This is a genomic window from Kitasatospora sp. NPDC091335 (assembly GCF_044757205.1).
Classification (GTDB): Bacteria; Actinomycetota; Actinomycetes; order Streptomycetales; family Streptomycetaceae; genus Kitasatospora.
On sequence record NZ_JBIVUM010000002.1, the window covers coordinates 441,399 to 463,147 of the forward strand.

The 21,749-nt window shown below is 73.0% G+C and carries 16 protein-coding genes and 1 pseudogene; 10 read left to right on the forward strand and 7 right to left on the reverse strand.

Features of this window, described 5'->3' with window-relative positions:
- Window positions 1-796: 796 nt before the first annotated feature.
- Window positions 797-1,594, forward strand: coding sequence for an HAD family phosphatase (locus ACIQOW_RS06870; RefSeq protein ID WP_188300236.1), 798 nt, complete (start codon window positions 797-799; stop codon window positions 1,592-1,594).
- A gap of 383 nt (window positions 1,595-1,977) precedes the next feature.
- Here the strand turns inward: ACIQOW_RS06870 and ACIQOW_RS06875 are convergent, their stop codons facing one another.
- Entirely contained in the window at window positions 1,978-2,868 is an 891-nt protein-coding gene (locus tag ACIQOW_RS06875) for an oxidoreductase (RefSeq protein ID WP_401080500.1), read from the reverse strand.
- A 220-nt stretch (window positions 2,869-3,088) separates the two neighbouring features.
- On the opposite strand from ACIQOW_RS06875, the gene ACIQOW_RS06880 reads away from it, so the two are divergent.
- The 7 genes from ACIQOW_RS06880 (at window position 3,089) to ACIQOW_RS06910 (ending at window position 13,608) form a co-directional block, all read left to right on the forward strand.
- Window positions 3,089-4,096 carry an ATP-binding protein gene (locus ACIQOW_RS06880; RefSeq protein ID WP_401080502.1) on the forward strand — a complete coding sequence of 336 codons (1,008 nt, stop codon included), beginning with the start codon at window positions 3,089-3,091 and terminating at the stop codon, window positions 4,094-4,096.
- Between the two features lie 443 nt (window positions 4,097-4,539).
- On the forward strand, window positions 4,540-7,083 hold the full coding sequence (locus ACIQOW_RS06885) for a SulP family inorganic anion transporter (protein ID WP_401080504.1): 2,544 nt from the start codon (window positions 4,540-4,542) through the stop codon (window positions 7,081-7,083).
- 242 nt (window positions 7,084-7,325) lie between these two features.
- Window positions 7,326-9,284: an acetate--CoA ligase gene (acs, locus tag ACIQOW_RS06890; RefSeq protein WP_401080506.1), complete on the forward strand. Its 1,959-nt coding sequence runs from the start codon at window positions 7,326-7,328 to the stop codon at window positions 9,282-9,284.
- A gap of 450 nt (window positions 9,285-9,734) precedes the next feature.
- Entirely contained in the window at window positions 9,735-11,153 is a 1,419-nt protein-coding gene (gene nhaA, locus ACIQOW_RS06895; protein ID WP_401080508.1) for a Na+/H+ antiporter NhaA, read from the forward strand.
- Window positions 11,154-11,402: 249 nt separating this feature from the next.
- The gene (locus ACIQOW_RS06900; protein WP_401080510.1) at window positions 11,403-11,879 is read left to right on the forward strand and encodes a phage holin family protein; all 477 of its coding nucleotides are present in this window, start codon (window positions 11,403-11,405) and stop codon (window positions 11,877-11,879) included.
- Between the two features lie 364 nt (window positions 11,880-12,243).
- Window positions 12,244-13,242 (forward strand): alpha/beta fold hydrolase, encoded by a 999-nt coding sequence (locus ACIQOW_RS06905; RefSeq protein WP_401081345.1) that lies wholly within the window; start codon window positions 12,244-12,246, stop codon window positions 13,240-13,242.
- Window positions 13,243-13,407: 165 nt separating this feature from the next.
- Complete coding sequence (locus ACIQOW_RS06910; RefSeq protein ID WP_049652146.1) at window positions 13,408-13,608, forward strand: hypothetical protein; 201 nt, start codon at window positions 13,408-13,410, stop codon at window positions 13,606-13,608.
- A gap of 63 nt (window positions 13,609-13,671) precedes the next feature.
- Here ACIQOW_RS06910 and ACIQOW_RS06915 read toward each other — a convergent pair whose 3' ends face one another.
- From ACIQOW_RS06915 to nth, 4 genes are all read right to left on the reverse strand, one after another.
- Window positions 13,672-14,373, reverse strand: coding sequence for a metal-dependent hydrolase (locus ACIQOW_RS06915; RefSeq protein ID WP_401080513.1), 702 nt, complete (start codon window positions 14,371-14,373; stop codon window positions 13,672-13,674).
- Between the two features lie 189 nt (window positions 14,374-14,562).
- Complete coding sequence (locus ACIQOW_RS06920; RefSeq protein ID WP_188300225.1) at window positions 14,563-15,750, reverse strand: MarP family serine protease; 1,188 nt, start codon at window positions 15,748-15,750, stop codon at window positions 14,563-14,565.
- Between the two features lie 103 nt (window positions 15,751-15,853).
- Window positions 15,854-16,630, reverse strand: coding sequence for a CoA pyrophosphatase (locus ACIQOW_RS06925; protein WP_188300224.1), 777 nt, complete (start codon window positions 16,628-16,630; stop codon window positions 15,854-15,856).
- On the reverse strand, window positions 16,627-17,502 hold the full coding sequence (gene nth, locus ACIQOW_RS06930) for an endonuclease III (protein ID WP_401080516.1): 876 nt from the start codon (window positions 17,500-17,502) through the stop codon (window positions 16,627-16,629). Before nth ends, ACIQOW_RS06925 begins: the two co-directional genes overlap by 4 nt.
- A 123-nt stretch (window positions 17,503-17,625) precedes the next feature.
- On the opposite strand from nth, the pseudogene ACIQOW_RS06935 reads away from it, so the two are divergent.
- Window positions 17,626-17,988, forward strand: a pseudogene (locus tag ACIQOW_RS06935) (response regulator); the annotation flags it as partial.
- Window positions 17,989-18,575: 587 nt separating this feature from the next.
- Here the strand turns inward: ACIQOW_RS06935 and ACIQOW_RS06940 are convergent.
- Entirely contained in the window at window positions 18,576-19,076 is a 501-nt protein-coding gene (locus tag ACIQOW_RS06940) for a MarR family winged helix-turn-helix transcriptional regulator (RefSeq protein ID WP_401080518.1), read from the reverse strand.
- 42 nt (window positions 19,077-19,118) lie between these two features.
- Entirely contained in the window at window positions 19,119-20,756 is a 1,638-nt protein-coding gene (locus ACIQOW_RS06945; protein WP_401080520.1) for an FUSC family protein, read from the reverse strand.
- 275 nt (window positions 20,757-21,031) lie between these two features.
- Between ACIQOW_RS06945 and ACIQOW_RS06950 the strand changes: the two genes are divergently transcribed.
- Window positions 21,032-21,706, forward strand: a complete 675-nt coding sequence (locus ACIQOW_RS06950) for a Crp/Fnr family transcriptional regulator (RefSeq protein ID WP_030240972.1) — start codon at window positions 21,032-21,034, stop codon at window positions 21,704-21,706.
- Window positions 21,707-21,749 lie beyond the last annotated feature (43 nt).

The window sequence follows — 21,749 nt, forward strand, 5'->3', positions numbered from 1 at the left end:
TGGCCGGCGGCGCACGTCGGACGGTTCCGGCGGACAGCCGCCAGGCAGACCTCTGGGGGAGGAAGGGGGTTGAGGCCCTGCCCGGCGACCGCCGCCGGTCATCACGGTGGGGGGAGATCCGGATTCCGTCATCCGAGTTCCGATTGCCTGTGGATAACTCGTGGACTGTGGATGAAAACGTTCACCCGGGCGGGGGGCTAATCGGCGAAGAATTGACGAAAGGGGGTCACAGAGATGAACCGGTGACCCGCCCCGTCCCGTCCGGTCGTTCTCCGGACCACCGCCCGACACCGTCCGGGCACCGCGCTCCGAGAGGCCGGCGCCACCGATCGGAACCAGCCGTTCGATCTTCGACCGGCATGAGCAAATGGCGACACAGAGTGACGAAAGTCGGCCGGCGGCCCGAACCGCGGACACCCCCTGTAAGCCGCCGGAGCGGCGGCGCCGAATGCGCCGCGAAGGGCGTTCAAGCCCTGAAAATGGCCCCGGACGTGCGACGACCCCCGCCGGGGGGGAGAGCGGGGGTCGTCTATCCACAGCCCGACTCGGGGGGGAGGAGCCGGACCGGGTTAGCACGGTCGCGAACGATCCGTGACTTCCATGGTGTACCCGAGCGGCCAGAAACACAAACCCACACGCCCGCGAGTACGCCGAATGGCGGGGTCTTTTGCGGCTCCCTCTATCCTCGGTTCCCGTGGACACCACCGAGAACGCCGACGACCACGCCGACGAGTCCCAGGGCGACACCACCGGGCCCGGAGAACTCCGTCCGCCCGGCCTCCCCCGACCCGGCGGGCTGCGCACGGCGGCCTTCTTCGACCTCGACAAGACCATCATCGCCAAATCGAGCGCGCTGGCCTTCAGCCGCCCGTTCTACCAGGGCGGCCTGATCAACCGTCGGGCCGTACTGCGCAGTGCGTACGCCCAGTTCGTCTTCCTGGTCGGCGGCGCGGACCACGACCAGATGGAGAAGATGCGCGAGTACCTCTCCGCGCTCACCCGGGGCTGGAACGTCCAGCAGGTCCGCGAGATCGTCGCCGAGACCCTGCACAACCTGATCGACCCGATCATCTACGACGAGGCCGCCTCGCTGATCGAGCAGCACCACGCGGCCGGGCGGGACGTCGTGATCGTCAGCAGCTCCGGCTCCGAGGTGGTCGAGCCGATCGGCCGGCTGCTCGGCGCGGACCACGTGATCGCCACCCGCCTCCAGGTCGAGGACGGCTGCTACACCGGCGAGATCGAGTACTACGCCTACGCCGAGAACAAGGCCGCCGCCATCCGGGAGTTGGCCTCGACCGAGGGCTACGACCTGGCCGCCTCCTACGCCTACAGCGACTCCTCCACCGACCTGCCGCTGCTGGAGGCGGTCGGCCACCCGTCGGCCGTCAACCCGGACCGCGCGCTGCGGAAGGAGGCGCAGGCCCGGGAGTGGCCGGTGCTGGTCTTCGAGAAGCCGGTGGAACTGCGGCGCCGGCTGCCCGAGTTCTCCGCACCGAGCGGTTCGGTGCTGACCGCCGTGGCGGTCGGGACGGCCGCCGTGACCGCCGGGGTGATCTGGTACCTGGCCCGCCGGCGGCGCCCCGCGGCCTGAGGGGCCGTGTCACCCGGCACTCCTTGGACAAAACGGTCAATCGGGACAGACTTCTCGTTTCGGGTTCCCCTTTCGCCCGAAACGCGATACAAATGAAGCACGGCCCGCGAGACCCGGTCAGGACCTAAGAGGTCAAACCGACAACGCAGTTAAGGCCCCACGGACCGCACGTACAGATATCCGGGCACCCACATGCAGCCGACCCGCTGTCGGGCCGCCGGACCAGACGAACGGGCAGGATCCCCGTCTGATCGGCACTTCCGGTGCATGCATGGTCACCCGGTATCTGCACCAGCGGCGGCACCCAGCAGAAGCGGGTGCCGCCGCATCATCGTGTCCGCACGCCCCTCGACGGGGCGCTCGCGCCGGTCAGGACCGGCCGCTCAGACCATCCCGCGCTGCATCGCCTCGCAGACCGCCGTGCTCTCGCGCACGCCGAGCCGCAGCGCCCGGCCGCAGTACGCGATCCAGGCCGCCATCCCCTCGGGGGTCCCCGCCAGATAGCCGGCGAGGGCCCGGCGGTGGGCGGCGGTGCCGAGTTCGGCCAGGCCGACCTCGGCCGGGCAGACCGACTTCGGGTCGAGGCCCTCCGCGATCAGCACGATCCGCTGGGCGGCCCGGGCGATCACCCCGTTGTGGGTGCCGAACGGCCGCAGTACGAGCAGTTCGCCGTGCACCACCGAGGCCACGACGAGGGCCGGCGTACCCACGCCCTGGCCCTCCGCGCGCGCCACCAGCAGCCGGGAGAGCTGGTCGAGCCTGGCCGCGACCTCGTCCGCGCCCGGGGCGGGCGGCAGCACGGGCAAGGGCCCGTCCACGGCGTCGACCTCGACGCTCTCCACCGGCTTCAGCTCCAGCGGGAACAGTTCCTCGGCGCCCTCCCCGGCCCGCCGCGGGCGGCCCGCGGCCTGCTCGCCGTCGCCGACCGCGAGCAGGTGCAGCCGGGCCAGCACCTGGAGCGGCGAGTGCCGCCAGATGCTGAGCAGCTGACCGGCCTCGGCGGCGATCCGCAGGGCCGCGCCGACCGTCCTGGCCTCGGGTTCAGCGCCGAAGTCGCTGCGGCGGCGGACCTCCTCCAGCGACCAGTCGGCCCCGGCCAGGGCCGCCGAGGCGCGGGCGCCGCGCAGCGCGGACTCGGAGGTGACCTCGGCCGCGCGGCGGCGCATCACCCGGTGGCCGTAGAGCCGGTCGACGGCCTTGCGCACCTCGGCCACCGCGTCGGGCACCCCGGGGAGCTGGGCCAGCGGGGCGAGGGGATCAGTTCCAGTGCTCACCTACCCGAGAGTAATGAACAGGCCGCCCCTCCCGGAACAGCAACCCCGCATCACCCGTTAGAGGCAATCCTCACTTCCCGCCCCCGGCGGACCCCAAACCCCGGCTAGCATGGCCGCTATCGGAGACGATAACGATTTCCAACTAGGGGATCCCGCCCCCACGCGGCCCCTGGGCAGGCGGCCCGTCGCGAGGGCCCAGAGCGAGAGCCGGAGTCCCCAGATGAAGATCGCCTTCGTCGGCAAGGGCGGCAGCGGGAAGACCACGCTGTCCGCCCTGTTCATCCGCCACCTGGCAGCCAAAGGCCGGCCGGTCATCGCCGTGGACGCCGACATCAACCAGCACCTGGGCCCCGCGCTGGGGCTGACGGACGACCAGGCGGTCGGGCTGCCCTCGCTGGGCGGGCACCTGCCGGAGATCAAGGACTACCTGCGCGGCAGCAACCCGCTGATCCGCTCCTCCGACGAGATGATCAAAACCACGCCGCCCGGCCGCGGTTCGCGGCTGCTGCGGATCGTCGAGGAGAACCCGGTCTACGCCTCCTGCGCCCGCCCGATCGCACTGGACGAGGGCTCCGTCCGACTGCTGGCGACCGGCGCCTTCACCGAGGAGGACCTCGGGGTGGCCTGCTACCACTCCAAGGTCGGCGCGGTGGAGCTGCTGCTCAACCACCTGCTGGACGGCCCGGGCGAGTACCTGGTGACCGACATGACCGCCGGCTCGGACTCCTTCGCCTCCGGCCTGTTCACCCGCTTCGACCTGACCTTCCTGGTGGCCGAGCCGACCCGCAAGGGCGTCTCCGTCTACCGCCAGTACAAGGACTACGCCCGCGACTTCGGCGTGCAGCTGCGAGTGGTCGGCAACAAGGTGCAGGGCCCGGACGACCTGGCCTTCCTGCGTCGCGAGGTCGGCGACGACCTGCTGACCACCTTCGGGCAGTCGGACTGGGTGCGTCGCCTGGAACAGGGCGCCGAGCCGCCGCTGAAGGCCCTGGAGCCGGCCAACCGGGCCGTGCTGGAGGAACTGCGGATCGAGGCCGACACGGCGTACGGGCGGCGGGACGCGCGCCGCTACACCGAGCAGGCGGTGCTCTTCCACCGCCGCAACGCGGAGAGTTGGGCCAACTCCAAGGTCGGCATCGACCTCGCCACCCAGGTGGACGACGGCTTCGTCCTGGGCGAGTTCGCGGACGAGGACGAGCGCACGGCCCCGGCGGGCGCCCACGCCTGACCCGTTCCACCGTAGCCGGACGGGCCGTGGCCCTCCCCCATCCCGGGGAGGCCGCGGCCCGTCGGCATACCCGGCCCCGGCCGGTTCATCCGGGCCGACTGCCCCCACCAGCAGATTCCCGGCGGTTCGACCACCACCCATTGGGGTGAACGAGGGGGTTTTCCGCTTCCCTCCCGTAACCACGCTGTGCAAAGCTTTCATTACCCTCGGTTTACCGAGTCTTGATGGTTCGCCCGGCGGCCCTCGCGAGACGTCCCGCACCTCGCCCGGACCCCTGGCGGCCCTGATGGTCAACGCCGGCCGGTGACATCCCGCACTCCCCCGCCGCGCCCACGCCATCCCGCCACACCGTCGCGACCCACGACAGCCGATCCGCCCCGGCCCCACGCCGGACCCACCACCGGACCTGACTGCGTTCGCTCCCCCGGACAGACGGGAAGACAATGACCCTCGACATCTCCAGCGCCCCCATCGCCTCCGACACCACCGACCACGCGCCACCGGGCCCGGGCTCCCGGATCCGCTGGGCCCAGGACCTCTCCGCCTCCCTCGTGGTCTCCCTGATCGCCGTGCCGTTCTCCCTCGGCATCGCGCTCGCCACCGGCGCCCCGCTCGCCGCCGGCCTGGCCGCCGCGGCCGTGGGCGGGATCGTGGTCGGACTGTTCGGCGGCACACCGCTCCAGGTCAGCGGCCCCTCCGCGGCGCTGACGGTGATCACCGCCGGACTGGTCGCCCAGTACGGCTGGCAGGCCACCTGCGCCATCACCGTCGCCGCCGGGCTGCTCCAACTCCTGCTCGGCGCACGCCGGGTGGCCAGGACCGCGCTCGCCGTCTCGCCCGCGATCGTGCACGGCATGCTGGCCGGAGTCGGCATCACCATCGCCATCGCGCAACTGCACGTCGTCCTGGGCGGCTCGCCGCAGGGCTCCGCGATCGCCGACCTGCTCGCCCTGCCAGGGCAGTTGGCCGATCCTCGCCCACCCGCACTGGTGGCCGGCGCGGCGACCGTGGCCGTCCTGATCTGCTGGCCTCGGCTCGGCCGGCTCCCGGGCCGCGCGGGAGAGTTCGGCACCCGGCTGGCCGCGGTGCCGGGTCCGCTGGCCGGTGTCGCGCTGGCCACCGCGCTCGTGGTCGCCCTGGACCTGCGGCTCGCCCACGTCGAACTGCCCGCCTGGCGGCCGGACGTGTTCCTGCCCACCTTGCCGCACGGCCCGCTCCTTGGGCTGCTCGCCGCCGCCCTCACCGTCACCGCCGTGGCCAGCGTGGAGTCGCTGCTGTCCGCCGTCGCGATCGACCGGATGTCCCGCCGCACCGGCGACCTCGACCGTGAACTGCGCGGCCAGGGCCTGGCCAACCTGGTGAGCGGCCTCGTCGGCGGGCTGCCGATCGCCGGTGGCGCGGTGCGCGGCACCGCCAACGTGCGGGCCGGCGGCCGGACCAGGTGGGCCTCGGTGCTGCACGGCGTCTGGGTGCTGGCCGCCGCGCTGGCGCTGACCGGCGGACTGCGCCGGATCCCGCTGGCCGCGCTCGCCGCGCTGGTGCTGGTGGTCGGGCTGCAGATGGTGAGCTTCGCGCACATCCGCAAGGTGCACCGGCACCGCGAGTTCCCCGTCTACCTGATCACCGTGCTCGGTGTGGTGGCCGGTGGCGTGCTGTGGGGCGTCGCGATCGGGGCCGGCACCGCCGCACTGCTCGCCCTCCACCGGCTGACCCGGGCCCATGTGGACGTCGAGACCGGCCCCGACGGCACGGTCACCGTCCGGACCCACGGCCCGCTCACCTTCACCGCCGTCCCCCGGCTCGGCCGGGCCCTGGCCGGCATCCCGGCCGGGGCCGGGGTCGCCGTGGTCCACGACGGCTCCTTCCTGGACCACGCCGCGTACGAGACGCTGCACTCCTGGCGGGCCGGGCACCAGGGCGCGGGCGGCCGGGTCTCGATGGTGACGCGACGTCAGGACGACGAGGTGCTCGATCCGGACGGCACGGTGCGCGCGGGCAGTTCACCGGGCCCGCACCGGTGCCGGGCCTGGACGCCCTGGGTCGGCCACCACTGCATCGAACAGCAGGAGGACCCGCACGGCCGGCTGCTGGACGGCGTCCGGGTGTTCCAGTTGCACACCGCCCCGCTGGTCAGACCGGAACTCGCCAGGCTGGCCCGGGAGGGGCAGACGCCCTCCCAGCTCTTCCTGACCTGCGCGGACTCCCGGATGGTCACCAGCATGATCACCAACAGCGGTCCGGGTGACCTGTTCACCGTGCGCAACGTGGGGAACCTGGTGCCGGCGCCACACGAACCCGGTGCGGCGGACGACTCGGTGGCCGCCGCGGTGCAGTACGCGGTCGAGGTGCTGGAGGTGCGCTCGATCACGGTCTGCGGCCACTCCGGCTGCGGCGCGATGCAGGCCCTGCTGGACGGAGTGCACGAGCGCCCGGGGCAGCCCACCCCGCTGGCCCGCTGGCTGCGCAACGGCCGCGGCTCGCTGGACCGGCTCCGACGGGTGCCGGCGGAGTTCGCCGCCAGGCCCGTGGTGGACGTCGCGGAGCAGCTCTGCATCACCAACGTGGTCCAGCAGCTGGACCAGCTGATGGCGAACCCGGCGGTGGAGCGCCGGGTCGAGGAGGGCACCCTGCGGCTGGTCGGGATGTACTTCGACTTCGCGACGGCCCAGGCCTACGTCCTGGACCGGGCGGCCGGGACGTTCAGCCCGGTCGAGGCCCGCAGCGAGAACCGCGGTGAAGACCAAGGCGAGGACTGTGGCGAGGACTGTGGCGAGGAGCATCCCGGGAACGGCGCTGCGGCCCGAACCGCAGCCCGAGCCGCGGACGACGCCGGGAGCCACACCACAGGCAAAATCGAACACCACGCCGAGGCCGATGCCGGGACCGGCCCCCGTGCCCGACCCCACACAGCATCGGCCGAACGGGTGAATGAGGACGATCGGATTCCGGTAGAGGGTAGCGAGGAGGGCCCACAGCTGGCCGCCTGAGAGCCGGGTCCGTGCCCCCGCCGGGCGGGCCGGGGCACGGGCCCACCCACCCTCGCACGGATCGCCGGCTCTCCGCGGCGGACCGCACGGGAAGTCGGCCGCCCGTCGGTCAAAGGTCTACACCAATTCACAGGAGCCTCTTGTCAACTGCCCCGTTCGCCTGGTGAGCTGTGCGCTGGGACACACGGGACAATCCCCACGCACGGGATCGCCCCCGATCATGACTCGATGAGGAGTGCGCGTTGAGCAACGAGAGCCTGGCCAACCTGCTCAAGGAGGAGCGGCGCTTCGCCCCGCCGGCAGAGCTCGCCGCAGCCGCCAACGTCACCGCGGCGGCGTACGCGCAGGCCTCCGAGGACCGTCTGGGCTTCTGGGCCGAGCAGGCCCGTCGCCTCACCTGGGCCGTCGAGCCGACCGAGACCCTCGACTGGTCCAACCCGCCGTTCGCCAAGTGGTTCGCCGACGGCAAGCTCAATGTCGCGTACAACTGCGTCGACCGCCACGTGGAGAACGGCCTGGGCGACCGGGTCGCCATCCACTTCGAGGGCGAGCCCGGCGACAGCCGCTCGATCACCTACGCCCAGCTCAAGGACGAGGTCTCGCAGGCCGCCAACGCGCTGCTGGAGCTCGGTGTCCGCAAGGGCGACCGGGTCGCCGTCTACCTGCCGATGATCGCCGAGGCGGTCGTCGCGATGCTCGCCTGTGCCCGGATCGGCGCCACCCACTCGGTGGTCTTCGGCGGCTTCTCCGCCGACGCCGTCGCCTCCCGCATCCGGGACGCCCAGGCCAAGCTCGTCATCACCTCCGACGGCGGCTACCGCCGCGGCAAGCCCTCGGCGCTCAAGCCCGCCATCGACGAGGCGCTCACCAAGGTCGACGGCGTCGAGCACGTCCTGGTGATCCGCCGCACCGAGCAGGACATCCCGTGGACCGAGGGCCGCGACGTCTGGTGGCACGAGATCACCGCGCGCCAGTCCACCGAGCACACCCCCGAGGCGCACGACGCCGAGCACCCGCTGTTCATCCTCTACACCTCGGGCACCACCGGTAAGCCCAAGGGCATCCTGCACACCTCGGGCGGCTACCTCACCCAGGCCAGCTACACCCACCACGCGGTCTTCGACCTCAAGCCGGAGACCGACGTCTACTGGTGCACCGCCGACATCGGCTGGGTCACCGGCCACTCGTACATCGTCTACGGCCCGCTCTCCAACGGCGCCACCCAGGTCATCTACGAGGGCACCCCGGACACCCCCCACCAGGGCCGGTTCTGGGAGATCGTCCAGAAGTACGGCGTGACCATCCTCTACACCGCGCCGACCGCGATCCGCACCTTCATGAAGTGGGGCGACGACATCCCCGCGAAGTTCGACCTGTCCTCGCTGCGGGTGCTGGGCAGCGTCGGCGAGCCGATCAACCCCGAGGCCTGGATCTGGTACCGCGAGCACATCGGCGCCGGCAAGTGCCCGATCGTGGACACCTGGTGGCAGACCGAGACCGGCGCCATCATGATCAGCCCGCTGCCGGGCGTCACCGAGACCAAGCCGGGCTCGGCCCAGCGCGCCCTGCCGGGCATCGCGGCCACCGTGATGGACGACGAGGCCAACGAGGTGCCGAACGGTTCCGGCGGCTACCTGGTGCTCACCGAGCCGTGGCCGTCCATGCTCCGCACCATCTGGGGCGACGACCAGCGCTACATCGACACCTACTGGTCCCGCTTCGAGGGCCGCTACTTCGCGGGTGACGGCGCCAAGAAGGACGAGGACGGGGACATCTGGCTGCTCGGCCGGGTGGACGACGTCATGCTCGTCTCTGGCCACAACATCTCCACCACCGAGGTCGAGTCGGCCCTGGTCGGCCACCCGTCCGTGGCCGAGTCCGCCGTGGTCGGCGCCACCGACGCCACCACCGGCCAGGCCATCGTCGCCTTCGTGATCCTGCGCGGCGGCGCCACCGAGAGCCCCGAGCTGGTCGAGGAGCTGCGGGCGCACGTCGGCCGCACGCTCGGCCCGATCGCCAAGCCGAAGCAGATCAAGGTGGTCGGCGAGCTGCCGAAGACCCGCTCCGGCAAGATCATGCGCCGCCTGCTGCGCGACATCGCCGAGGGCCGCGAGGTCGGTGACACCACCACCCTGGCCGACAGCACGGTGATGAGCCAGATCCAGGCCCAGCTGCCGGCCTCGGACAACGGCAACGGCTGAACCCACCGGCCCGGCGACAGCCGGGTCCACCAGGCCGGCGACGGCTGAACCGGTCTGAACCGGACTAAGACAGACTGAGACGGGCTGAGACGGACAACGGCTGTGCCCCGGGCGGTGGTCACCGCCCGGGGCACAGCCGTTCCGTCGCCACGACGCCGCGTTCACCCCCGCCCGCCACATGGGCGAGCGGCAGCCGTCCGGGACCGTCCGGGGCTCTCCAGGACCGTCCGGGTGGCGGTTCGGTGCTCCTCCGGAGTGCAGAACCGGCCCACAGGGCTTAAGTCCTTGAGTAGGACAATCCGGATGTCACCTGATCGCCCGCTAGACTGTTAGGGACGTATCAAGATCCCTTGACGGGACTCGCGGACGTCACAGGGCGCGCCGGGAAGTCTGGTCGGCAACTACACCACACGTGTATCCGTTGCCGCTCCCAGCCCCAGGAGGTCCCCCGTGACCGATCAGCCGCCCGTCCACGAGCCGACGACCCGCCGCCGGCAGTTCCTCGGCCGGCTGTCACTGCCCGAGCGCACGTTCATCACCGACGCCCTGCGCACCGAGACGGTCGGCGGCATGCTGCTGCTGGGCGCCGCGGCCATCGCGCTGATCTGGGCCAATGCCTGGCCGCAGGCGTACCAGAGCATGCTCGACTACACCGTCGGTCCCTCCGCCCCGCTGCACCTCGACCTCTCCCTGGCCACCTGGGCCAAGGACGGCCTGCTGGCGATCTTCTTCTTCGTCGCCGGGATCGAGCTCAAGCGCGAATTCGTCGCCGGCGAGCTGCGCACGCCCAGTGCCGCACTGCTGCCCGTGGCCGCAGCCGTCTGCGGGGTCGCGCTGCCCGCGATCCTCTTCGCCCTGGTGAACTCCGGCAGCGGCGGACACCCCGGTGGCTGGGCGATCCCGACCGCCACCGACATCGCGTTCGCACTCGGGGTGCTGGCCGTGGTCGGCAGCCACCTGCCGTCCCCGCTGCGTGCCTTCCTGCTCACCCTGGCCGTGGTCGACGACCTGATCGCGATCCTGATCATCGCGGTCTTCTACAGTCACGGCATCAAGTTCTGGGCGCTCGGCCTCGCCTTCGCCGGACTGGTGCTGTTCTGGTTCCTGCACCGGCGCGGTGTCCACGGCTGGTACATCTTCGTGCCGCTGGCCGTCGTGACCTGGGCGCTGATGCACGAGAGCGGCATCCACGCCACGGTGGCGGGCGTCGCGATGGGCCTGATGCTGCGCTGCCACCGGGAGGGCGACGAGAAGCACTCCCCCGGCGAGCACATCGAGCACCTGGTCCGCCCGCTCTCGGCCGGCGTGGCCGTCCCGCTGTTCGCGCTGTTCTCGGCCGGGGTGGTGATCTCCGGCTCGGCGCTGCGCGAGGTGTTCACCCAGGCCACCCCGATCGGCATCGTGGTCGGGCTGCTGGTCGGCAAGTCGGTGGGCATATTCGGCGGTACCTGGCTGACCGCCCGGTACACCAGGGCCGAACTGAACCCGCAGCTCAAGTGGTCCGACATGGTCGCCGTCTCGGTGCTCGCGGGCATCGGCTTCACCGTCTCGCTGCTGATCAGCGAGCTGGCCTTCCCCGACGACCCGGACCTCGCCAAGCGGGCCAAGACCGCCGTCCTGCTCGGTTCGCTGATCTGCGCGACGGTCGCCACCGTGTTGCTGAAGCTGCGCAACCGGCACTACCGCGCGCTGTGCGAGGAGGAGGACCGGGACGTGGACGGGGACGGCATCCCGGACGTCTACCAGGAGGACGACCCGGCCTGGCGGGCACGGGTCGGCGAGGCGGCCCGCCCGGCCACCGGCGAGGGCCCGGGCTCGGACCACCAAGGCCACCAGGACCACCAGGACCGGTCCGGACCGCAGGCCTGAGGCACGGCTGAGATCCGCCCGGGACAGCGCCGGAAAGCCCCTCCGGAAGGCCTCCGAACTGCGTCCGGAGGGCCCCGGCCGCCGGGACACGTCCCTCCGGCGGGGCCCCGGAGTGGTGTCCGACTGACCGGTAGGGGCATGATTCTGAGCTGTCGACGAATCCACAGACGTCTCCGGAACCCCCACCGGCTCCCGGAACCGCACACCCGCGGCGGCGTCACGCCGCACAGCCGCAGAGGAGAACCGCTGATGCCCGCAGGAGCCGCAGACCCGTCCAGCAACGGCCGGGCGCCCTACGAGGGCGAGCGTTCGGTGGGGCAGCTGTTCGCGGCGGCCACCGCCGACCTGTCCGCGCTGGTCCACGACGAGATCGCGCTCGCCAAGGCCGAGATCCGGGCGGACGTCAAGCGCGGCGTCTCCGGCGGCGTCTCGCTGATCGTCGCCGGCGTGGTGGCGCTGTTCTCCATCCCGATGCTGAGCGCCGCCGCGGCCTTCGGCATCCACGCGCTGGGCCTCTCGCTGGGCTGGTCCTTCCTGATCGTGGCCGGTGCCTACCTGCTGCTCGCGGTGCTGCTCGGAGTGCTGGCCTGGCGCTCGTTCAAGAAGATCGAGAAGCCGGTCCGCACCATCGAGGGCGCCCAGAAGACGGCCGACGTGCTGAAGAACGCCCGTCCGCGCCCGGCCACCCAGGAGGAGATCGACCGGGCCCTCGGCCGCATCCCGTAGGTCCGTGGCTCCGTGAGCCCGCGACTCCGTGATTCCACGGATCCGCGGAGCCCGGGAATCCGTGCTCCGCGGATCCATGGGCCCACCGGCAGGGGCGTCGCCCTGACCCGCGGCGGGGCCCCGCGCCGACCGGCCACCGGACCCGCCGACAACGAGTGCCGGGCACGTGTCCGACGCGCGGATGTGACACGCTCTCGGTATGCCGCTTGACCAGAAGCCCGTGCCCGCGCAGCCGTCCGCCGACTCCGGTCCCGACTCCGGCGCCGGCCTCACCCCCGAAGGCCCCGGCACCGCCTCCGAAGGCCCGGCCGGTACCGCGCCGGACGGCCGCGACGGCCTCGGCACCGCGCCGGACGGCGCCGGCCTGGCGCCCACCCCGGAGCCGGAGCGGGAGCCCGGGCGGGAGCCGGCACGGGAACCCGTCGAAGCGGCCTCCGGCGACGCCCCGGCGCAGGGCGGCGAGGCCTGGAGCGTCCGGCAGGCCGGCCCGTGGACGCACCGCGACCTCGCGGCCAACGGCGCCCGCTTCCACATCGCCGAGCTGGGCTCCGGCCCGCTGGTGCTGCTGGTGCACGGCTGGCCCGAGTACTGGTGGGCCTGGCGCCACCAGCTGACCGCACTCGCCGCGGCCGGTTACCGGGCGGTGGCGCTCGACCTGCGCGGCATCGGCGGCAGCGACCGCACCCCGCGCGGGTACGACCCCGGCAACCTCGCCCTGGACATCACCGGCGTGATCCGCTCGCTCGGCGAGCGCCGGGCGCACCTGGTCGGGCACGCCTCCGGCGGCACCCTGGCCTGGGTGGCGGCGGTGATGCGTCCGTCCGTCATCCAGAGCCTGACCGTCGTCTCCGCCGCGCACCCGCGGGACCTGCGCCGGGCACTGCTGACCGACCGTCGGCAGTTCGCCGCCTTCGAGCACGTGCTGGGCTTCCAGCGGCCGTGGATACCGGAGCGCCGGCTGGTGGCCGACGACGCCGAGCTGGTCGGCGGCTACCTGACCTCCTGGACCGGCCCGAACGGCCTGGACGAGGCCGCCGTGCACGCGTACCGGCAGGCGATCCAGATCCCCAGCACCGCGCACTGCTCGATCGAGCCGTACCGCTGGCTGCTGCGTTCGCTGGCCCGGCCGGACGGCATCCAGTTCGCCCGGCGGATGAAGAAGCCGATCACCGCGCCGACCCTGCACGTCCAGGGCGCGGCGGACCCGGTGCTGCTGTCGCACACCGCGCTCGGGGGCGGCGAGTACGTGGCCGCGCCGTACCGCTGGCGGCTGCTGCCGGGGGTCGGGCACTTCCCGCACGAGGAGGCGCCGGAGGAGTTCACGGCCGAGCTGCTGGACTGGATCGGCCGTCACAAGGAGTAGCCGGTGACGGGTGGGGCAGGGCCGGACGTGCGGTCGGTGCCGGAAGGGCCGTTGGGCCCAACTCCCTTGGCTTGACGCTCATATGACATCCGCATAGGCCAATTTCGGCGAGGCCGGGGCGGTTACCCCCACCGGCCCACGGGCATCCCTTCCGGTATGAGTTGGATGCCCGAAAGCGGCGGCGCTCCGCGCGGCCGACGCCACAACAGCCCCCAGCGTTCCGCCCACCGGCCCGACCGGGCGGACGACCTCGGTTTCGACGGCCCCGACGGCCGTCAGCGCACGGAGCGGCGACAGCTCGGCATCCCCCGCATCCTCGGCCGGCGCGCCCGCTGGGTGGGCGCACGGCTGCGGCGCGAGACCTGAGGCCTCGCGCCGCGTCACACCGGCCGTCACCTCGGCCGGGGTGCCGGGCACCCGGCACCCCGTTCAGTTCACGATCGTCGGCGACAGCGCGGTGAACCAGAGCAGGACGAAGGTCGCCACCGACATGATCGGCACCAGCACCTTGGTCTCGACGCTGTTGCCGCTGCGCTTGATCAGCACGATCTCGTAGCGCTCCTTGTGCGGCCAGAGCAGCGGCGCGCCCTTCTTCGTCAGGCAGTCGCCGAGCAAGTGCGCCAGCGTGCCCAGGGCCACCGCGTACGGGAGCCAGCCGGGCGAGTTGGGCATCCAGGTGTTCATCCCGAAGGTGCCGAGCGCGGCCAGGCCGATGACGGTGATCCACGCCTCCGGGCCGTCGCCCGGCGGGCAGAGCCGCAGGGCCCTGATCGCCAGCGCCAGTAGGAAGAAGGTCAGCCCGAGGGTGAAGTTGCGGCCCAGGAAGGTCACCCCGGCCCAGGTGCCGGCGCCCGTCAGCGCGACGAACAGCAGTGAGTGGGTGGCGTGCCGGTGGCCTCCCGAGGCCCAGGCCACGAAGCGGCAGAGCACCTTGGAGACCGGGCCGAGGAAGTTGGCGATCGAGCCGTCGTGGTGGTCGAGGTCCGGCAGCAGGGCCGCGCCCGCGCACAGCACCGTGCCCATCAGTATGTCCGCCGGCTGCAAGGTGGTGTGCAGCAGCAGCGGGGGCAGGAAGGGAGCCGAGGCCGCGTACAGCATCGCCCCGCTCACCGCGTGCGAGTGACCCATCATCGGACTGCCGGGACCTCCCGTCGGGCCCACTCCTGGACGGCGTCCGATTGAGCCGAACGGGTGAGCGCGGCCGACGCTATCAGGGCCGCCTGACGGTGTGACGGATATCGGGCGGTCCGGTCCGGCGCGCCCTCCGGAGCACGATCGGCGACCGGGGAGCGGCGGCCGGCGACCGGCCGCGCCGCCCGCTCAGAGCGCGCAGCCCTGGGTGTCCACCCGGGCGGTCGCGGCGACGCCCCGCTCGGCGTCCTCCCGGACCTCGGCCGCGGTCAGCACGTAGCCGGTGTCCGCGCTGTCCAGGGACTTGGCGAACACCACGCCGTACACCTCGCCGTCCGGGGTGAGCAGCGGCCCGCCGCTGTTGCCCTGCCGGACCACCGAGCGCACCGAGTAGACGTCGCGGACCACCTGGCCGCGGTGGTAGATGTCCGGGCCGTTGGCCTGGATCCGGCCGCGGATGCGGGCCGGCTGGACGTTGAAGGCGCCGTTCTCCGGGAAGCCGGCCACGATCGCGCTGTCGTTGGTCTTCGCCTCGCCCGCGAAGGTCAGCGCGGGCGCGTTCAGCTTGGGCACGTCCAGGACGGCGATGTCGCGCTGCCAGTCGTAGCGGACCACCGTCGCGTCGTACAGCTGGCCGACCCCGCCGATCTGCACGGTCGGCTCGTTGACCCCGCCGACCACGTGGGCGTTGGTCATCACCCGGTGCGGGGCGAAGACGAAGCCGCTGCCCTCCAGGGTCTTGCTGCAGGAGGTCGCCGTGCCGACCACCTTGACCAGGCTCTGCCGGGCCCGCGCCACCGCTGGGCTGGCGGCGAGCGCGGGGTCTGGGGTGTCGACCTGGGTGATCGGCTCGTGCTCGAAGGGGTTGAACACCTGCGGGAAGCCGTTGCGGGCGAGCACCTTGGAGAAGTCGGAGAACCAGTTCGGCGCGTCGCCGGGCAGCGCGTCCTGCACCCCGCCGAGGACCGCCGAGGAGCGGACCTGCTTGGAGACGGTCGGGAGTGACGCGCCGGCCAGCGCCGACCCGATCAGCCAGGCCACCAGCAGCATCGAGACGACGTTCACCACCGCGCCGCCGGACGCGTCCAGCACCCGGGCCGGGCGGCGTCCGATGTGCCCGCGCAGCTTCCAGCCGAAGTGCGCGGTGACCGCCTGGCCGATCGCGGCGAGGACGATCACCACCACGACGGCCACCACCGAGGCCGTGGTGCCGGGGCCGATGTGGTCGAGCACCAGCAGCGGCAGCAGTTCGACGGCCAGCAGGCCGCCGCCGAGGAAGCCGACCAGAGAGAGCACGCCGACCACGAAGCCCTGCCGGTAGCCCGACACGGCGAATGCCACGGCCGCGGCGATCAGCAGCACATCCAGGACGTTCACCCGGACACCCTCCCACGGTCCGCGCGCCGGACGCGCCGACGGCCCGTCACAACGGACCGGACCCGCCGGTCCCGCCGGTCCCGCCGGACGCGCCGCCGGCCGGTCACGAGGCGCCGGAGTCGCCGCCCGGCAGCGCCCTGGAGTGTTCGAGGTCGCCCTGGACCAGGGCCAGCGCCTCGTCCGAGAGGTCGACGATCCGGGACGGGTCCCACGGCAGCTCCATGCCGCTGTGGTGCAGCACCCGGTCGATCACCCCGGCGGTGAAGCCCCAGACCAGCCGCCCGGCGACCGCGAAGGCCGACCCGAGGTGCCCGGAGGGGTGCCGCAGCCGCACCCGGTTCGCCGGGTCGGCCAGGTCCGCGAGCGTGACCCGGAACACCGCGCCGGTCTCGCCCTCGTCCACCGGGTGCACCGGCGACTCCTCGCGCCACCAGCCGAGCACCGGGGTCACCACGAAGTCGCTCACCGGGATGTACAGCCGGGGCAGCTCCGCGAACACCTGCACCCCGGCCGGGTCCAGGCCGGTCTCCTCCCAGGCCTCGCGCAGCGCCGCCGCGATCGGTCCCGGACCGTTCGGGTCGCCGTCCTCCGGGTCCAGCGCGCCGCCGGGGAAGGACGGCTGGCCGGCGTGCGAGCGCAGCGAGCGGGCCCGCTCGATCAGCAGCAGGTCGGGACCGTCCGGCCCCTCGCCGAACAGCATCAGCACGGCCGCGGGACGGCCGCCCTCGGCCGGCGGCAGGAAGCGGCTCAGCTGCTCCGGCAGCACCCGCTCGGCCGCCTCCTGCACGGGCGCGAGCCAGTCCGGCAGACCGTGGGGCTCGATGCCCCGCACGGCGCCTCCGGTCTCCGGGCCGCCGGGGTGCCCCCACCGCTCGCTCATGCGTCCACCGCCAGGTCCGCGACCCGCCCGTGGTGGACGGCGGCGTCCGCGCGGGCGGCCGCCTCACCGGGGAAGTCGGCCGGGGGCTGGAGCCGCTGCCCCGGCTGACCGCCCATCTCGTACTTCAGCAGCTTGCCCGCCTTCTCCGGGTCGGTCTCCCCCTCGCCGTACGCGGGGCAGAGCGGTGCGATCGGGCAGGCGCCGCAGGCGGGCTTGCGGGAGTGGCAGATCCGGCGGCCGTGGAAGACCACGCGGTGCGAGAGCATCGTCCACTCCGACTTCGGGAAGATCTCGGCGACGGCCGCCTCGACCTTCACCGGGTCCTCCTCGGTGGTCCAGCCGAACCGCCGGGCCAGCCGCCCGAAGTGGGTGTCCACGGTGATGCCGGGGACCCCGAAGGCGTTGCCGAGGACGACGTTGGCGGTCTTGCGGCCGACACCGGGCAGGGTCACCAGGTCGTCCAGCCTGCCGGGCACCTCGCCGCCGAACTCGTCGCGCAACGCTATCGAGAGGCCGATGAGCGACTTCGCCTTGTTCCGGAAGAAGCCGGTCGGGCGGATGACCTCCTCCAGCTCCTCCGGGTTCGCCGCCGCCATGTCCTCCGGCGTCGGGTACTTCGCGAACAGCGCCGGGGTGGTCTGGTTCACCCTCAGGTCGGTGGTCTGCGCCGACAGCACGGTGGCCACCAGCAGTTGGAAGGGGTTCTCGAAGTCCAGCTCCGGATGCGCGTACGGGTACAGCTCCGCCAGCTCGCGGTTGATCCTCCGGGCCCGCCGCACCATCGCCAGATGCGATTCCGGCTTCCTCGGCTTGCCCGCCGCCTTCTTCGCCACCGGCTTCGCCGCGGCCGTCCGGACCTTGCTCTCTGCCATGCACGAAGGCTACGCCGACCGGCGGACCGCTCGGGGCCGATCAAGCGCGGAAACGGCCCCTGGCAGGGCCTGTTGTCTGATGAACCCCGCCCGTGGCCGTCACCTGACAGGGGGAGAGTGCGGATGATCAGGGTCCTGCTGGCCGAGGACACGAGCATGGTGCGCGGCGCGCTGATGGCCCTCCTCGCGTACGAGGAGGACCTGGAGGTCGTCGCCGACGTGGAGCGCGGGGACCTGGTGGTGCCGACCGCCCTGGAGGTGCGCCCGGACGTCGCGGTGCTCGACATCGACCTGCCGGGACTGGACGGGCTGCGGGCGGCGGCCGAACTCCACGAGAAGCTCCCCGGCTGCCGGACGCTGGTCCTCACCGGACTGGTGCGACCCGCGTACCTGCGCGCCGCGCTCTCCGCCCGTGCGCTCGGGTTCCTCGGGAAGGACGCCCCGGCGCGGGAGCTGGCGGCGGCGATCAGGGAGGTGGCGGCCGGGTCGACGCGATCCGGATCGCCGGGGAGATGGGCTGGCTGCCGACGGTCCAGCTCCGCGGCCGGGCCCGGCGACGCCCGGCCCGGACGGCGGATCGCTTCGGTGACATGGCGCCTCCGGCGTTGACGGACCGTGCGTTTCGCATGGATCCGACCGTGACCGACCTCCGGCGAGGCTCAACGAGGCTTCCCTTCGTCAACGAAGGGCATGACGGCCGGTACGCCCGGAGCTAGGCTCGCGAGGACGTCGAGGGCGCCGTACCGGGGGGAGCCGAGCCATGTGTCGAAGCCTGCCTGGCGGACGGTACGGGGCCGGAAGGCGGGCTTCGCCGGCGCCTTCACCGCGCTCGTCTGCGCCCTGCGGGTCACCGGGGCGGGGCGGGCGCTCCGGGTGGGGGCGACCGTCGTCGTCCCGGTTCGCGCGGTGGCCCAAGGAGTGCTCCCGGCAGACGACTTGACACGTCGCACCCGAGCATAGTTTCCCGTCGACGGCGCTCCGCCGACGATCCGTCGACACCGAAGCCGGCACCGACGCCGCACCGACACCGACGCCGCACCGACACCGGCATCGGGCGTGGCAGGCCGCGGCGCTCAGCCCGGGGTGCGGCCGATGGTCCCCTCAAGGCTGTTGAGCAGGCCGCTGAGGGCCCCGGCGAGGCGGTCCTGCTCGGCGGGGGTGAGGCCGACCAGCAGGGCCCGGTCGTAGGCGACGAGTTCCTGGATCAGGCCGTCCACCAGGGCGCGGCCCTCCTCGGTGAGCGCGAGGTGGGCGACCCTGCGGTCCCGGTCGTCGGTGCGGCGGCTGACCAGGCCGCGCTCCTCCAGCAGCCGCAGGCGCTTGGTGACGGCGGCGCCGGAGGCGAAGCTCTCCCGGGCGAGCTGGGTGGGGGTCAGCTCGCGGTCGAGGCGGAGCAGGGCGCCGAGGATGTCGAACTCGGCGCGGGTGAGCCCGGCCCTGGTGAGCGGGTCCGGGGTCTGCTGGAGCAGCGCGGCGCAGCGGTTGATCCGGCCGAGGACGGCGATCGGACCGGTGTCCAGCCCCGGGTAGGCCCGCTCCCACTGGCGCAGCACACCTGCGACGACGTCCTCCACGCGTGCTGCTCCCGTTCTGCGGCCTGCCGATCGGCTTCGATCCTAAGGCGTGTCCGGCAGGTCCCGGCGGCCGCGCCGTTCCAGCAGGGCCGCCAGCAGGTGGTGGGCCTGCTGCTCGGTGACCGCGGCGCGCTGGTGCGGGAGGTCGGGGCGGCGCCACTCGCCGGCGGCGGTGTCGGCGGCCTCGCGCAGTTCCAGCAGGGCGGCGGCGAGGCGGGTGCGGGCGGCGTGGGCCTCCGGGGCACTCGAGGCACCGGCGGAGGCGCGCGCCCGGTGGCCGGCGGCCTCGGCGCCGGCCAGGGCGCGGGTCAGCCGGGCGGCGGTGCGGCGGTTGGTGACCAGCAGGCAGGCCGCGAGTCCGGTGAGCGCGCCGACGCAGGTGTCCAGCCAGCGGTCGGCGACCAGGGCCCCGGCCGGCTGCGGGCCCGCGAACTCCGTCATCAGCAGTGCCATCGGGGTGACGAAGACCGTCGCCAGCCAGTAGCTGCGGGCGATCGTCGCCTCAGCACCGAACTGGCAGACCAGCCCGAGCCCGATCAGCGCCACCGGGCCCGAGTGCGCGACCGGCAGCACGGCGGTGAACAGCAGCAGCCCGAGCAGGTTGCCGAGCACCCGTTGCAGCGCGCGCTGCCAGGTGAGCGTGCTGTTGGCCTGGAACACCGAGGCGGCGGTGACCACCGCCCAGTACGGCCGGCCGACGCCGAGCGCCAGCGACAGCCAGCCCGCCGCGGCGCAGCCGACCGCGACCCGCAGGGCGATCGGCAGCAGCGCGGACCCGGGGCGCAGCGCCCGGTGCGGTGTCCGGTGGAACGGACGGCGCGGGGCGGGGAGTCGGGCGCGCAGTTCGGCCTCCTCCGCGTCGGTGAGGTCCAGGAGTGGCAGCGGGCGGTCGCGGCGCAGGTCGCGGGCCCGGGCGAGGTACCGGTCGGCGTCCTCGGCCCGGCCCGGCCCGGTCAGGGCGGACTCCGCGTGCACGAGCAGCCGTTCCGGTCGGTCGCCGAGCGACCGCGGCCGGTTCGGGGAGGAGAGCGCGAGGCTCTGCCACGCCGCCTCGACCGCGCCGACCAGCGCGGTACGGGCGGCGGCCGCGCCCGGACCGTCCCGGTCGGTCCGCAGCAGCCGGGCGGCGGCCTCCAGGGCGCGGGCGGTGGCGATCCGCTCCGGCCCGTACGGGCGCACCAGGGCCGGGGCCATGCAGACCAGCCAGGCCAGCGCGGCGCCGAGCACGGTGAGCGCCAGGTGCGCGGGGACGTCGGAGAGGCGCTGGGGCAGGAAGGCGCAGCTCGCCGTGGTGAAGGTGATGATCAGACTGCCGGGCGGGCCGACCCGGGCGGCGTCGCAGAACAGCTTGTGCAGGGCGGCGAGCACCGCCGCCACCGCGACCAGGACGGCGGCGTCGTGGGTCAGCGCGGCGGCGGTGAGGGCCGCTCCGGTGCTGAGCACGGTGCCGAGCAACACGCCGGCCAGTGTCCGGGCCCTGGCCCGGTACGGCAGGCCGTGCCCGTACAGGGCGCCCAGGCCCCCGGCGGAGGTGTAGAGGGCGAGGTCGAGCCGGCCGAGACCGAGCAGGGTCAGGTTGAGCGCACCGAGGGTGACCACGGCGCTGAGCGCGGGCTTGTGCCAGATGTCCCCGGACGGGCCGATCCGAAGTGCCTGCCGGAACTGGGCGGTTGTGGCCATGCACAAAAGATTAGCAGATAATTTACCCGTAAAGCATATGCGGTCGGCCACTGTTCGACGAGACCGGACAAGCGTTCGTCCGATGGCCGCCCCGGGGCTCCCGCCACCGGGCCCGCACGGTGACCCGCCGGTACGAATGGCCCCGCACGGCACACCTCCGCACACCCCCTCCTCATATGATCGGAGCGACATGCGCCATGCTTGGTGATGCAGAACACTGAACGGAACTTGTGCCGGACGGCCCACCCGCCGTACGGCCGAGAAGGAGGAAGCACGTGGACGACGTTCTGCGGCGCGCCGCACTCTTCGCGGCACTCGACGACGAACAGGCCGGCGAGCTGCGCGCTTCCATGACCGAGGTCACCCTCGCCCGTGGGGAGTCGCTGTTCCACGAGGGCGACCCGGGCGACCGGCTGTACGTCGTGGCCGAGGGCAAGGTCAAGCTGCACCGCGCCTCGCCGGACGGCCGCGAGAACATGCTGGCCGTGCTCGGCCCCAGCGAGATGATCGGCGAACTGTCGCTGTTCGACCCGGGCCCGCGCACCGCCACCGCCAGCGCGCTGACCGAGGTCAAGCTGCTCGGCCTCGGCCACGGCGACCTCCAGCCCTGGCTGCACGCCCGCCCCGAGGTCTCCATCGCGCTGCTGCGGGCCATCGCCCGCCGTCTGCGCCGCACCAACGACGTGATGTCCGACCTGGTCTTCTCCGACGTGCCCGGCCGCGTCGCCAAGGCCCTGCTGGACCTCTCCCGCCGGTTCGGCGTGCAGTCCGAGGAGGGCATCCACGTCGCCCACGACCTCACCCAGGAGGAGCTGGCCCAGCTGGTCGGCGCCTCCCGCGAGACGGTCAACAAGGCGCTCGCCGACTTCGCCGGCCGTGGCTGGCTGAAGCTGGAGGCGCGCGCGGTGGTCCTGATGGACGTCGAGCGGCTGTCGCGCCGCTCGCGCTGACGCCCGCGAACGCCGAAGGGCCCGTCCGGATCGGACGGGCCCT